16 protein-coding genes and 1 riboswitch are annotated in these 12,222 nt (G+C 50.3%); of the genes, 3 read left to right on the top strand and 13 right to left on the bottom strand.

Going from position 1 to position 12,222, the window contains the following annotated elements; genetic code table 11:
- Positions 1 to 12: 12 nt before the first annotated feature.
- Positions 13 to 220, bottom strand: a riboswitch (cobalamin riboswitch).
- A 489-nt stretch (positions 221 to 709) separates the two neighbouring features.
- A complete protein-coding gene (locus BTA51_RS14250) occupies positions 710 to 1,402 on the top strand; it encodes a hypothetical protein (RefSeq protein WP_094708302.1) in 693 nt (230 codons plus the stop codon).
- 33 nt (positions 1,403 to 1,435) lie between these two features.
- Here the strand turns inward: BTA51_RS14250 and BTA51_RS14245 are convergent, their stop codons facing one another.
- The gene (locus BTA51_RS14245) at positions 1,436 to 1,624 is read right to left on the bottom strand and encodes a hypothetical protein (RefSeq protein WP_094708300.1); all 189 of its coding nucleotides are present in this window, start codon (positions 1,622 to 1,624) and stop codon (positions 1,436 to 1,438) included.
- 108 nt (positions 1,625 to 1,732) lie between these two features.
- A complete protein-coding gene (locus BTA51_RS14240; RefSeq protein ID WP_210404837.1) occupies positions 1,733 to 2,722 on the bottom strand; it encodes a GlxA family transcriptional regulator in 990 nt (329 codons plus the stop codon).
- Positions 2,723 to 2,811: 89 nt separating this feature from the next.
- Between BTA51_RS14240 and BTA51_RS14235 the strand changes: the two genes are divergently transcribed.
- Complete coding sequence (locus BTA51_RS14235; protein ID WP_094708298.1) at positions 2,812 to 3,123, top strand: putative quinol monooxygenase; 312 nt, start codon at positions 2,812 to 2,814, stop codon at positions 3,121 to 3,123.
- A gap of 27 nt (positions 3,124 to 3,150) precedes the next feature.
- On the top strand, positions 3,151 to 3,645 hold the full coding sequence (locus tag BTA51_RS14230; RefSeq protein ID WP_210404836.1) for a thioesterase family protein: 495 nt from the start codon (positions 3,151 to 3,153) through the stop codon (positions 3,643 to 3,645).
- A 215-nt stretch (positions 3,646 to 3,860) separates the two neighbouring features.
- Here the strand turns inward: BTA51_RS14230 and BTA51_RS14225 are convergent, their stop codons facing one another.
- The 11 genes from BTA51_RS14225 to sctW all read right to left on the bottom strand — a co-directional run bounded on the left by BTA51_RS14225 (position 3,861) and on the right by sctW (position 12,168).
- Positions 3,861 to 4,697: a hypothetical protein gene (locus BTA51_RS14225; protein WP_094708296.1), complete on the bottom strand. Its 837-nt coding sequence runs from the start codon at positions 4,695 to 4,697 to the stop codon at positions 3,861 to 3,863.
- A gap of 10 nt (positions 4,698 to 4,707) precedes the next feature.
- Positions 4,708 to 5,730, bottom strand: a complete 1,023-nt coding sequence (gene sctE, locus BTA51_RS14220; RefSeq protein WP_094708294.1) for a type III secretion system translocon subunit SctE — start codon at positions 5,728 to 5,730, stop codon at positions 4,708 to 4,710.
- Positions 5,711 to 6,229: a SycD/LcrH family type III secretion system chaperone gene (locus BTA51_RS14215; RefSeq protein WP_094708292.1), complete on the bottom strand. Its 519-nt coding sequence runs from the start codon at positions 6,227 to 6,229 to the stop codon at positions 5,711 to 5,713. Before BTA51_RS14215 ends, sctE begins: the two co-directional genes overlap by 20 nt.
- Positions 6,230 to 6,287: 58 nt before the next feature.
- Positions 6,288 to 6,839: a hypothetical protein gene (locus tag BTA51_RS14210; protein WP_094708290.1), complete on the bottom strand. Its 552-nt coding sequence runs from the start codon at positions 6,837 to 6,839 to the stop codon at positions 6,288 to 6,290.
- Positions 6,840 to 6,873: 34 nt separating this feature from the next.
- Positions 6,874 to 7,170: a hypothetical protein gene (locus BTA51_RS14205; protein ID WP_094708288.1), complete on the bottom strand. Its 297-nt coding sequence runs from the start codon at positions 7,168 to 7,170 to the stop codon at positions 6,874 to 6,876.
- Between the two features lie 276 nt (positions 7,171 to 7,446).
- Positions 7,447 to 9,522 carry a type III secretion system export apparatus subunit SctV gene (sctV, locus tag BTA51_RS14200; RefSeq protein ID WP_094708286.1) on the bottom strand — a complete coding sequence of 692 codons (2,076 nt, stop codon included), beginning with the start codon at positions 9,520 to 9,522 and terminating at the stop codon, positions 7,447 to 7,449.
- On the bottom strand, positions 9,519 to 9,875 hold the full coding sequence (locus tag BTA51_RS14195) for a M48 family metallopeptidase (protein WP_094708284.1): 357 nt from the start codon (positions 9,873 to 9,875) through the stop codon (positions 9,519 to 9,521). The genes sctV and BTA51_RS14195 overlap by 4 nt, the downstream gene beginning before the upstream one ends.
- Before the next feature lie 4 nt (positions 9,876 to 9,879).
- Positions 9,880 to 10,257: a hypothetical protein gene (locus BTA51_RS14190; protein WP_094708282.1), complete on the bottom strand. Its 378-nt coding sequence runs from the start codon at positions 10,255 to 10,257 to the stop codon at positions 9,880 to 9,882.
- Complete coding sequence (locus tag BTA51_RS14185; protein ID WP_094708280.1) at positions 10,254 to 10,550, bottom strand: hypothetical protein; 297 nt, start codon at positions 10,548 to 10,550, stop codon at positions 10,254 to 10,256. Before BTA51_RS14185 ends, BTA51_RS14190 begins: the two co-directional genes overlap by 4 nt.
- Positions 10,550 to 10,927, bottom strand: coding sequence for a hypothetical protein (locus BTA51_RS14180; RefSeq protein WP_094708278.1), 378 nt, complete (start codon positions 10,925 to 10,927; stop codon positions 10,550 to 10,552). Before BTA51_RS14180 ends, BTA51_RS14185 begins: the two co-directional genes overlap by 1 nt.
- A 107-nt stretch (positions 10,928 to 11,034) precedes the next feature.
- The gene (gene sctW / locus BTA51_RS14175) at positions 11,035 to 12,168 is read right to left on the bottom strand and encodes a type III secretion system gatekeeper subunit SctW (protein ID WP_168188175.1); all 1,134 of its coding nucleotides are present in this window, start codon (positions 12,166 to 12,168) and stop codon (positions 11,035 to 11,037) included.
- Between the last annotated feature and the right edge of the window lie 54 nt (positions 12,169 to 12,222).

Raw genomic sequence — 12,222 nt, 5'->3', positions numbered from 1 at the left:
CGTACCCGTTAAGGAGAAATGAACTTAGCAGGCCGGTCTTCGGGCTCAAAGAGGGATACAACCTTCGTTTACACCTTCCCGGCTGTTAACTGTCACAACCAGTGGCATTCGTAAACTACTCTTTATTACCGATGCGGGGGCAGCGATGGAATTCGCCTGGGGCTTACCATACTTCCCGATTATCCCAATACATCTGGGCACCTGTCTGGAAGCGAATAATGCTAAATGTAATGGATTATATTATCAACCCTGAGAATTCATTAAATGGAAAGACCTCTTAGAGGTCGAGGGTAAGTAGAGATAGAGGGTAAATAGAGGGTTAATGGACTATGTGTCCTGGAGCCGCTTCAGGCAATAGAGATTACTTTCAATCTTTCCCGTCGATTGAAAAATTTCAATGACGGCACCTGCATCCTGTAATTGTTGGTTTAAATCACTTTGGTAAAGACCCTTTCGAAATCCAGCGTAGCTCCCGGATTCAGAAGCGCCGATAAACTTGTATAATCCCTTGAGGCTGAAGACAAGACAAACCTCCGTGTCCATAACGTGCACATCACCGTTGAAATCATGCACCCTTTTAATGGTTACGGGGTCACTGTTAAGCACCCGCCTAAAAAGATCAAGAACATTTTCGGAGAGCATCAATTCTTGTAACCTGACGAAAACTACCTAAAGAAAGCGAACCAGTATAAACAGAGAGAATCCGAGGATGAGTATTAAACAGGATGTAGAGACCATCGAAAAGGCTATTGTGACCTTTCTATCTGATCTTCTGCCTCTAAATACTAACCACAGCGTATATTGGTCAACACCCGATACTTTGACGCAGCTTTCTTTTGGCGTTAGTCACAGTGGAATAGGTTTATTCAAATACAGCTGTGGCGATCAAACAAAGGAATACGACGACGGATATCCTCATTACGCACTTTGCACTATTTCTGAATGGAAAAAACTCGACATCACAGTCCCCCAGGCACTTGAAAGGATTGCTTTAGCCGTCCCGTTAAAGGTCAACCAGCCATCCCATATTGAAGAGGATTCGGACGAAGAATATGAATGGATGGATTTGATGGAACGCCTTGAAACTGACTACCAGATGATGATTTTAGTCTGCGCTGTAACAAGGGTTCTTGATCGCTGGCCATTCAATGTGCAACGCGATTCGGCCTGTCAATTTGACTTCTATACCGACTTTGATGAAGAAACGGCTTTCGGAAAGCTGAATTTCAGCGAATATGAAGAATTTCAGGACGACATACTTGAAGCACTGGCGGAGACACCTGAAGAACTCGCATTTCTAAGAAATGTCTCTTTCCCCGGAGGAAGTTCAACAGGCGATGACTCCTTGCCCGATTTCTATCGAAAAGCAGCCAGTGAAGCGAAATACGATTTGGTACCGTGAAAACGGAGCCCCTAGTGCCGTGAAGAAGGAGCCTCACCGGTTCAATAAATCATTCACAGGCTCCTCAGGTGTTTCGACCACCAGATCTGCCAGCTGTTCCCAGAGGGCATTCATTTTTTCCAGCTTTTCGTCGTCAAGCCCGGTGTGCAGATTATGGGGATCACCGACGTCTTGGGTAAGCTGGTAGATCTCATCGATTATTGTAGATATGCCTGAGCTCATAGTCTTCTCCTTAGCTATGTTTCAGCCATATTACAAGCAGGTTGACAGTGTTTCGAGCCTTAAAAAATGAATCTCAAATCAAATTTTCGATCATCATGATCACCATTGTCAGGCATCTCTCAACTCACGAACACCTTTTCCAAGACGACGACGCAACAGCGTCCGCAGGGTAACTCCATCGTTATACCCCACCATTTCTGCAATACGGTCTACGCTATGATTACTGGTTTTCAGCAGATGGACGGCCCGCTCCACCCTCAGGTCCTGGATGTAGGCAATGGGTGTTTTACCCACGACTTCACTCATGCGCCTGGACAGCGTCCGCTTACTGGTTGCCAGTTCTGCAGCGGCTTCATCAAGGGTCAGGGATCTGTTCAGATTATCTCGGACCCAGTGGTCAAATCGCTCTACCATAGGGTCAGTATGAGCAAGATGATCTGAAATGATATAGACCGATTGGGACGGCCGGGAATCCACGATCAAATATTTGGCCACCAGCGAGGCCAACTCTGGATTGTTCTGTCTGATCATCCATAACGCCAAGTCTATATGACTTAAACCGGCACCTGCGGTCAGAAATTTCCCGCTGGGGACAATGATACGGTTCGAATCCAGCCTGACTTCCGGATAGCGCTGCCTGAAGAGTGGCGTAAGCCACCAGGTGGTGGTCGCTTCAAACTGGTTCAGTACACCACTCTCCGCCAATACAAAAGTCCCGATACAGGCTGCCGCTATTCCCGCACCGGCCTCGGACCATTCCCGGATAATGTGGCAGGATTCCTGGACATCCTCCCGTGCGAGAGCCTCCAACAGAGGATCTGGCATCTTGTAGCCAATAGCGGGGATGATCACCCAATCCGGAGACGGTCCTTCCGTGGTTGCGATGACCGGTACAGTCATTCCCAAGGAGCTGTGAACTTGTGGGCGTACACCCACCACTGAAATGTTATATCCAGGCGACTGGATGTTCGCCATCTGGGAGAGTTCATTAGCCGTGGCAAAAGCATCCAGAACAGTGGCCAATCCCGTATCAAATACACCTTCGAGAGCAAGAATTGAAATATTCATGGCACGATTGATTACATAGTTGTCAATCACGACAGTATTTTCCTCTGCGAGGCTTTTGTAAAGTGCTCTTTACCGCGCGGCCATTGAAATTTTAACCAACTGTAAAGTGGAGACACGTCATGATTAAGTATGCTTTTTTTGCCCGCCTCGAAGCCAAACCCGGCAAAGAGCAGGAGGTGATGGACTTTCTGGAGACAGGCCTCGCACTTGCCAATCAAGAGACAACGACGCCAATCTGGTTCGCCCTTCGTCTTTCTCCGACCACTTTCGGGGTGTTTGACGCTTTTGAAACAGAAGAAGGACGCCAGGCCCACCTTAACGGACCAATCGCCGAAGCACTGATGGCAAATGCCGAGAGGCTGTTTTCCCAGCCTCCGGTTATCGAGCCGATTGATGTACTGGGACTGAAAAATGCGGCATTAAACGGCTAGACCACTAAACCAACGGGCGGCTGATGGATGACGGAATCCATCGGCCTCCTACCCTACTCACCAGGAATTCAGGCCTTCGATATGTACCAACAAACGTTTCTCGCCGGATGGGGCGATATGGATTTCAACTCTCATATGAGAAATACGGCGTATCTGGACAGATCTGCAGATGTACGAATGATGTATTTTTCCGAAAACGGTTTCCCAATGTCCGAATTCATGCGGCTCAGGCTTGGGCCCGTGGTGATGAGGGATGAAATAGAGTATTTCAGAGAGATTCATTTATTGGAGGAAATGACCGTGTCTCTTTGTCTTGCGGGTCTTTCGGAGGATGGAAGCCGAATGGCACTGCGAAACGAGTTTTTCCACAAGGGCAAACTTGCGGCAAGAGTCACGTCAAAAGTCGGATGGATGGACTTGAACCTGCGAAAGTTGACCAGTCCTCCTGAAGCACTGAAGAAGGCTCTGCAATCGATTAGCAAAAGTGAGGATTTTGTCGAGCTTCCCAACAGTACAAGCTAAGGGGCATGCTATCTTTTGATTCCCTGCCCCTGGATTCCTCGCGTTCAAGCACTTTAGCTTTCGGACTTTTCCGGCATATACCGGCTGACCTGTGAGGGCCAGCCGTACAGCGTTTGTTTCATTACAACGTTTTTTTCATTACAACGTTTACTTCATTGCAACGTTTATATCATTAAAGGGGTTATTGCATTGGACACTTACCCGGGAATACCAGATCAGGAGAAAATCTTCTGCCTGGTCTCGTGCCGGGATTGTTCCATAGCGGATAACTTGGCCCTGACGTCCGCCATGATATCCTTCATCGTTTGAATAAAGTCCTTGGCCGAGTCGATGTTGGCCGAATGCTTCTCCGACTCTGCTTCGTACTGCTTCTGTTCTTCCTGGTCCAGCTTCGAAGAATAGGTCAGCGGTGCCGCGGCGATAGTTCCAACCCCCTGTCCCAACTGGGTATAGGTCTGGCCGATATTCCCCATATTCTGCTGAATCTGGATCTTGCCCTGGAACTCGGTTGGAGACAGCTTGGTATCCTTCATCAGCGCATGGGTTTGCGTCGAGGATTTTATGGTGATCTTCGCAGAAACCGCTCCACTGACGATTTGCACCGCCCCCTGAATCAAAGCCGCCGCAAACTCCTTGCCCGCAGACTCCCTCATTTCCTTTCCGGCATTTTCCAGTGATTTCCATTTCAGCTTGTATTCGCCGTTACGGATTTCAAGCGCCCCTTTCTTCTGGGTGTGAGCCAGCTCCTGAATCATCGCCATAATGGCGAAAATGTCTGCCTCAAGGCTTTGACCGGCCTCAGACATCTTACCGTCGAAGCTTTTACCCGGTCCCTCAACAGATGCATCAGGCTTGTCCAGCTTGGGCCGATAGGATTCATTGTTAAATCTGATCGATAAGGGTTCCTGCTCAGATTTCATCACCACCAGCGATGGTTGGTGACGCCCCTCCTGTACCGACCCGGTATCGTCCAGAGCCGGATTGCTGGTGATACTTGGACTGTTGGTAATATAGGGATTATTGGATGTTTCATTAGTTGTATTAATGCTCATAAAAGGCCTCCTAGACCATGTTCCTGCTTATCTGCATGCGGGTGTTGTGGTCATTCCCCATGATTTGCAGGATACGGCTGACTCCTTCGTTTAACTGGGCAATCACTTCTTTCAGGCGATCCTGCTCAGCCTCCATGGCCGCCTGCAGTTTTGCGAGCTCTTTCTTCATATCCATCTGATTAGCCCGCGCGTCTGCCGCCTGCTTGTTGTACACCCCTGTGGTCACCTTCGCAGCTCCACTGCCGACTTCCGAAGTTGCTGATGTTATCAGTGCCACATTCTTGACCTGGGTCCCCACCGCCTGAAACTTCTGAGCCTGGGCGGTCGATGAGGCCAACTTGCTGATCAGGCCTCCGCCGGCCTTGGCCGCAGAAGCCATGCCGGCTCCCACAGTCACGGCGATTGCCATTACCGTCGTGGTCACCGCAGCGACGATATTGGCAATATCTTCGCTTACTCCCGCCGCCTGCAGGCCCTTGGCGATCCCTTTGGTCAACTCACCCATCAGGCTGTGACCCGTGGCAGCTCCAACCATGGAGTCCACCGCAAGAGCCAACATGGCAGCCCCCGCAATTGCCCCCACTCCGGTGGCAATCATGACGGCCCCGGCAATGGCTGTCGCTATATTGGCGATCCATCCGAATATCTTGCCGAACAGACCGCCCTTTTTGGCTTTCTCCCCGGCTTTAATGGATTTCTCTATCTGTTCAAGCATCTCATCATGCTTCTGATTCTGCTTGGTCCGGCTTAGCTGGATATCCTGCTGGGAGGACGCGATCTGCTCGTTGCTGGACTTGGATTTGATCTCCAGCAACAGTGCCACCAGCTCATCTGAAGAACGAGGTTGTGGCTTCTCCAGTTCCGGGGCAAATTGATTGCCCGGTGACTGGCCGTTCGATGCCGGAGGTATATCCCCCCCCGGATTGATTCCCGACGGCTTTGTCGCTCTTTGTCCGGGAACCTGTACTTCCTCATTTTCCGTGTGGGTAATGGGATAGCTGTATGGCTGCTGTTCAACGGATGCGACCATCATTTATGCCCTCCTTTTTCTGTGTGAGAACCGATTGCAGGTATTCGGCCTTGACGCGAACCTGGGCATATTTTTCCTGTTCTCCTGACCAGTGAAGCGCCGCTTCAATGCCACTTTCCGCCTTCTCCAGGTCATGCAGGGCCAGATAACAATAAGCCGCATGTAACGGCGGGTGCGGATTCTCCACATCAAGAACCGCCATATAGGAATATGCCTGTACCGCCTCTTCATACTTCTGTTGCTGCTGCAGGCAGGCTCCCAGCCCCATCCAGAACCGCTTGTCCAGATGGCTGTACAGGCACAGAAAACGGAACAGCTTTTCTGATTCTCCATTACGGTTCTGCCGATACAGGTTATAGGCGACCGTATAGACCGCCTCCAGCTCCCTGTCGGAAATCCCCTTAATATCCCCGAGGGTGGAATGTCCGTTTACCACAGACTCCACCAACGCTTCGAATCGAGCGTCCACGTCGGATTGATTGGTTTGTGCTGACTCAGTCACGGATATCTCCTTTACTGAATTGATATGGCAACCTGGTTAAAGACCACTAACAGTGCCGTTAGTTAATCTTATTGATGGTCGCCATAATGGTGTCGTGTTCTTTCTTCTGGATATTGGTCATCAGCTGATAAGCCTGCTGCTGTTTGTTGATCAGCCCCTGAAGCCGGATCATCTCCATTTGGGAATCATTGTTCAGCCCATCCCGCTTTTGCTTCAGGGTTTCCGCAAAAGAGTTAAGCTGATCCTTACTGACTTCATTTCCTTCGACTTTCACCCCTTTGGATTTCAGTTCAGCGACCTCCTGATCCGTCAACGTGACCTTGCTATCCCCCTCTTTCAATTTGGATGACTTGTCATTGACCATGGTGATGGTTTTGCCGTAGTCCTTGATTTCAGTGTTGATACCTTGCATACGCTCGCTCTGGGATTTCACCTGACCGTCCAACAGACCCACACGCTCCTCCTGAAGCATCATGATCAGGGTAAACGGGTCCATATCCGCGCCGCCGAAACTGGGCTTGGTAGTGCCGTCGGTAGGCGTCGTCGTTGTCTCAGAAGACTGATCAACCGGGTAGGAAGGTGTGTTCGGGGTTGGATTTACTGTGTTCATAAGTTGTTCCTCTTTAGGAAAAAATAAGGCTCGGCTATATCGCCAGGAGGTTACGGTTTGATTTTCTGCGCTTGACCACGACGGTTCGGCTACCTGATTTCATGACGTCCGCCACTTCCTCCTGCCATTGCCGCAACTGTTCCAAACCCTGTTTTTTCAATGCATCGGAAGCCAGAGGATGGTCGAGAATTTTCCGGGCACTGCCACGGGGAATTCCCAGGGATTGGAAAACCCTGTTTCCCTGTTCAGACATATCCTCTGCTTTTCGGATTAACGCTTCGGATTCCGCGAGCGTTTTCTCCACGTCCGAGTCCGCAAGTTCCTGATTCATAGCTTTCACCTCGTTTGATTTAATGATGTATTGCGAAGCCTGCTCTCCGATATCGGCGCCCGTTGGAAGGCGTCAAATACGGAAAGGGCCACTAGTTGAGTAACCGTTGAGGAGGAAAAGTCGCTATGACCGCAGGATATTCCAACGACAAGATCCAGAAACTATTGCGACTGAGTGAAGAGGCGATCCAACAACGTCAGTCAACTGACGCTGTTGGCAGTGGTTAAGGTTCTTAAGGTTGTTAAGAGAAGAGACCGAAAGAGTCCTGAGACTATTCTAGAGACAGATTCGGCTGATGGGTTGCACCGTAATGTCCTGGGTGAGTTCCTGATAGGACAATACACAGAGTTCAAAGAAATCCCTCTCGATCATTTTTCTGACATAACGACGGATATCCATGGAAACCAGTAGAACGGGTTTGTGTTGAAGTGTCTCCAGATCACCCACTTCCCGCTGCAACTCATGGAGGAAGTTCTGCGTGGTATCGGGATCCAATGCCAGATAGGCACCTGAAGACGTCTGCCGGATGCCGTTACGAATGGATTCCTCCAGATCCTGATCCAGCATATAGGCCGGCAGCACATTCTGTCCGTTGCAAAATTTGTAGCTGATATACCGGCTCAGGCTTTTTCGTACGTACTCGGTTAACAAAACGGTGTCCTTTTCTTTTTGGCCCCATTCCACGAGCGCCTCCATGATGGCCCTCAGATTACGGATTGATACATCCTCGGAAACCAGGCGCTGAAGAATTTCTGCGATTCGCTGAATGGGCACAACTCTCTGTACTTCTTTCACCAGGTCCGCATACTGGCCTTCCATCTGATCCAACAGATAGCGGCACTCCTGTAACCCGATAAACTCACCGGCGTAGCGTTTCAGCACAAACGACAAGTGATAGATCAGCAAACGGGTGGCATCCAGGTATTCAATCCCCGCATTGTCCATATCAACAGCATGGGACTTCTCCACCCAATAGGGGTTGGCTGACAGCGCCAACTCACCTTTTTGATGGGGAATGCCAAGAATTTCCAGCTGCTCCTGATCCTGAAGCACCACCACTTTGTCTGCGGAAAGACGTCCCTGAGCGACGGGAACTTCGTGCATCAGTATGGTGTAGTCGCCGTCTTTCATATTCTCATTAAAACGCAGATGTATGCCCGGAAAGGGAACGCCCAGGTCCAGGTACAAAGCCCGTCTCACGCGGTATAGCTCTGTATTGAGTTCTGAAGGCTTCAACACCTCCTGGCATGATGCCGCCACATCCAGCAACAGTGGAACGGTGGGTGAAAAATCATCCTTCTCCGCTGACTTTGGGCCGGGAGCTTTTGTCTGCCCTGCCGCCGCCAGAGCAGGAATGTCATCATCTTCGTTGTCCGGGCGCGAAGCCTTTCGACTCATGATAAAACCTACAGATCCTATCAGCCCGGCCAGAACCAGAAACGTCATGGTGGGAAAGCCCGGAATCATGGCAAAGCCCAACAAGAGCGCGCCTCCAATAAACAGCGCTTTAGGTTGAGCGCCTATCTGGCCGCCAATATCGCGACCAAGGTTTTCCGATTCGTCGGTAGATACCCGAGTAACGATAAAACCGGCCGTGATGGAAATAAACAACGCGGGAATCTGTGCCACCAGCCCATCACCGATGGTTAATACAGAATAAACTGCCGCAGCATCACCTGCGCTCATGTCATTCTGCGTGGTGCCTACCAGAATGCCCCCGAGGATATTGACCGCAGTGATAATCAGACCGGCAATCGCATCCCCTTTGACGAATTTCATGGCACCGTCCATGGAACCGTATAACTGACTTTCCTTTTCCACCTTGGCACGTCGCACCCTGGCCTCTTCCATATCGATGACTCCGGCTCGCATATCGCCGTCGATACTCATCTGTTTGCCTGGCATGGAATCCAGGGAAAAACGTGCACTGACCTCGGCCACACGTTCAGATCCTTTGGTGATCACCAGAAATTGGACAATGGTGAGGATAAGAAAGATGACCCCGCCGACCACGAGATTGCCACCAACCACAAAATTTCCAAAGGTGTATACGATCTGGCCCGCATCCGCCTGCAACAGGATCAATCGGGTGGTGGTGATCGACAACGCCAGGCGGAACATGGTGGTGATCAACAACATCGAGGGAAATACAGAAAAATCCAGTGGCGATTTGATGTACAGCGCCAACATCAACAGGATGACGGATACCCCCATATTGATGGCGATCATAATGTCCACCAGCATGGTCGGCATGGGCAGAATCATCATAAAGATGATGCCTACCAGGAAAATTGCCAGCACCACATCATTTCGCTGGCTCAGGGTACTCAGGATACTTGCGCCCCGGTTCATACGACGGAATTCCTTGTGAGTTGATGATATTTTTTCAGGCTTTTAGTAGCCTCTTCCCTGCGTTCGAGAGACCACAAGGCATGACTGCGAATCAGTAGAAATGGTGCGGATTCCAAATGAATGCCCTGCTTCCTCAAGCTTTGATCACACAGCGACAATGCGTCCTTGAAACGTCCCGCTTTCAGGCAGGCAAAAGCCAATCCCCGAATAACATAAATGTCCTCCGGGCAAAGTCTGGCGGTCGCTTGGAGCAGGACTAGGGCTTTCTTATGGTGATTCTGCTGCAGGTAAACAAAAGCCAGTGTCAGAAGCCATTCGCGATTTCCCGGGCTGAGTGCATTTTGTTCAGTCATTCCCCTAAGCCTCTATCAGAGCATTGCGATATTGATTGAGGCAGCGAATGTCTTCCTGATTATCCCGCAGGATTTTTTCTGCCTTATCGAACAAGTCACGATTTTCCGGTGACTGGACGGCAAGCTGCTTAAATACATTGCGGACCTCACCGTACTGACGCTCGAAGTCTGCCGGTGACAGCAGGCTGTCTGAACTGATCCTGGGTTTGACAAATGTTTCCAGCAGGGATGATTCATCGCTCTTGCTGTACAACTGCTTAAGATGCGATACCACTTGCCCACCCGCCGGGGTGAATTTTTTCCGCGACGGCAGTTGTCGTTCATTTTCAGCGTTATAGAGTGATAGCGCTTCAATGTTCGAACGCAGGGATATATTGGTCATTCGGAGGTTACTCTGTTTGAATCAGTCTTGAACCACAAATCAAGCCCGGTGAGCCTGAGTGCCTCGACAAGGTTGTCTTGCGCCTCGATCACACGCCACTCCGGCTGGCCGTCAGGTGCCAGTCGGGCAATGCTCAACAACAGTGTCAGAACTCGGGTGGACGGATGCGGAGTTTTTCGGCACCGGATCAAAACGCACTCTTCCTTTTGGGCAACCAGCTCACGACAACGCATGAGGAATTCGTTTTCGATATCCGGATACAACGGCCAGGGCAAATCGAGCACAATATCCATCAGGATTTCCCTATGCCGCCGGTCAGTTCCTGATAACGGCTGCGCAGTCTACGAATCGCCCCATCCAGATAATGAATTGAGGCTTCTTCCGGATTTATCCGAACGCTGAGTATCAACTGTCGCTCCCCCAGAATACCGGGCTGTATCCGGTAGTCAGTGGAGTGACGAAAGTGGCTCAGATGCAACAGTTTTTCCGCCATTTCCCCCAGTTCGTACTCCGGCAACTCATAGCTCAATGAAACCAGAAGGTAATCCTCCCGATGATCAAGCGTGATCCTTTCACCTGACTCATACTTCAGAGTGGAATTCCCCTGACCGAAGCCATTGATTCCCATACTGCGGCCGTACGCATCAAGCGTGTTGAATATTGCGTTCATCGTTCTCACCTACTCCTTACCTCTGTACAGTGTTTCGATCCTTAGGTTGCTGTTTTTCGATCTATTCGTTTCTTTGGGCAGTCTATCGTCCGACAGACTGCAGGAGACTATTCTTCCTGCTCGCGAAGAAACATTTGTCCGAGCGCCTCCCTGGAAACATCCAGCAACCGATCCCGATCGACCGGATCCTTATAGGATTTTTCGGGAAACTCATGGAATACGGTGTCCAGTTCACGAAGCAGATAGATCTGATTTTCGATACCGTACACATTCATCTCCTGCGCAACCGACACAATATGGGACGGTTGTGCCCAGTCCATTTCCTTGATGTCCAGAGCCTTGCCCATCAACTCCTGACCGCTTCCACAGCCTGACTGGCCATAGACATTGCGCATGGTCTCCATGATATTGCTGCAGTGTTCGTGAACCCCGCCCAACAGCTTGAGCGCATACATATCATCCATAATGGCTTTCAGCCTTTGAGGCTCGATGGAGGGGCCCTGGGCGTTGTAATCAGCACTCAAGGCTTTCATGGTGAATTTGCGTGCGGTTTCGAAGGAATCTTCACCATGCTGATTGATAATTGCCCGGTAAGTGTCCGCGATACCGCCGTAATCCAGAACCGCATCCCGATAAAAGTCTCTCAGGCCCTGGTTATCAGTATTCAGTTTTGAGGCAAAGTCGTTGGCCGTGACGGATATATTCAATCCGGCCCGTACGGCTTCTCCCTGGGTCTCCATCAACTCAGCGGAGGCATTCCTGATCACCTCAAGCTGCGCCTCTTTATCCGTTCCCCCTGCCGTCCGGGCTTCCAATTCCAGAAGCTGCAATGCGGCAAACTGCAGTGTGGGATCTTTGGTAAATTCCTCAAGCTTGCGCATCAGTTGCTGAGGGGTTGCCGGAAAATCAGAGCTCATGCGCTCGATCAGCGCTTTCATCTTGACGTTCTTCAACAGGTCTGGAACCTGATCCATCATCTCTCTGATTTTTTCAATCAAAATCTGCTGATGATTCTCCTTCTTATCGGTAGACATCACCCGCCGCGCCAGCGTTTTTTCCATCCGTTCCTTAAACAATAAGGACACTTCCTCTTTGGCATCTTCCATTAAAGATGAGGCGCTTTGTTGTACCTGCACTTTTTCCCCATGCAGCTTTGCCTGATGGGTGACAGTGTCAGATATAGGTGTCACTCCACCCGTTTGAACGGGAGCACTGCTTCGGTTGATGATCTGGTCGCTCAAGTTTGCGATCTCCGGCAATTGAACATGCAACTTTCTCCCTGTTGGTAACACCCA

Source organism: Hahella sp. CCB-MM4 (assembly GCF_002260525.1).
In the GTDB taxonomy this organism is placed as follows: Bacteria; Pseudomonadota; Gammaproteobacteria; order Pseudomonadales; family Oleiphilaceae; genus Hahella.
This window is presented reverse-complemented; position numbering and strand designations above follow the sequence as displayed.

Bases quoted from the DNA above. Each gene is read 5' to 3' on its own strand.
- BTA51_RS14250 (WP_094708302.1), top strand. From the start codon at position 710: ATGAGTATTAAACAGGATGTAGAGACCATCGAAAAGGCTATTGTGACC.
- BTA51_RS14245 (WP_094708300.1), bottom strand. From the start codon at position 1,624: ATGAGCTCAGGCATATCTACAATAATCGATGAGATCTACCAGCTTACC.
- BTA51_RS14235 (WP_094708298.1), top strand. From the start codon at position 2,812: ATGATTAAGTATGCTTTTTTTGCCCGCCTCGAAGCCAAACCCGGCAAA.
- BTA51_RS14230 (WP_210404836.1), top strand. From the start codon at position 3,151: ATGACGGAATCCATCGGCCTCCTACCCTACTCACCAGGAATTCAGGCC.
- BTA51_RS14225 (WP_094708296.1), bottom strand. From the start codon at position 4,697: ATGAGCATTAATACAACTAATGAAACATCCAATAATCCCTATATTACC.
- sctE (WP_094708294.1), bottom strand. From the start codon at position 5,730: ATGATGGTCGCATCCGTTGAACAGCAGCCATACAGCTATCCCATTACC.
- BTA51_RS14210 (WP_094708290.1), bottom strand. From the start codon at position 6,839: ATGAACACAGTAAATCCAACCCCGAACACACCTTCCTACCCGGTTGAT.
- BTA51_RS14205 (WP_094708288.1), bottom strand. From the start codon at position 7,170: ATGAATCAGGAACTTGCGGACTCGGACGTGGAGAAAACGCTCGCGGAA.
- sctV (WP_094708286.1), bottom strand. From the start codon at position 9,522: ATGAACCGGGGCGCAAGTATCCTGAGTACCCTGAGCCAGCGAAATGAT.
- BTA51_RS14195 (WP_094708284.1), bottom strand. From the start codon at position 9,875: ATGACTGAACAAAATGCACTCAGCCCGGGAAATCGCGAATGGCTTCTG.
- BTA51_RS14190 (WP_094708282.1), bottom strand. From the start codon at position 10,257: ATGACCAATATATCCCTGCGTTCGAACATTGAAGCGCTATCACTCTAT.
- BTA51_RS14185 (WP_094708280.1), bottom strand. From the start codon at position 10,550: ATGGATATTGTGCTCGATTTGCCCTGGCCGTTGTATCCGGATATCGAA.
- BTA51_RS14180 (WP_094708278.1), bottom strand. From the start codon at position 10,927: ATGAACGCAATATTCAACACGCTTGATGCGTACGGCCGCAGTATGGGA.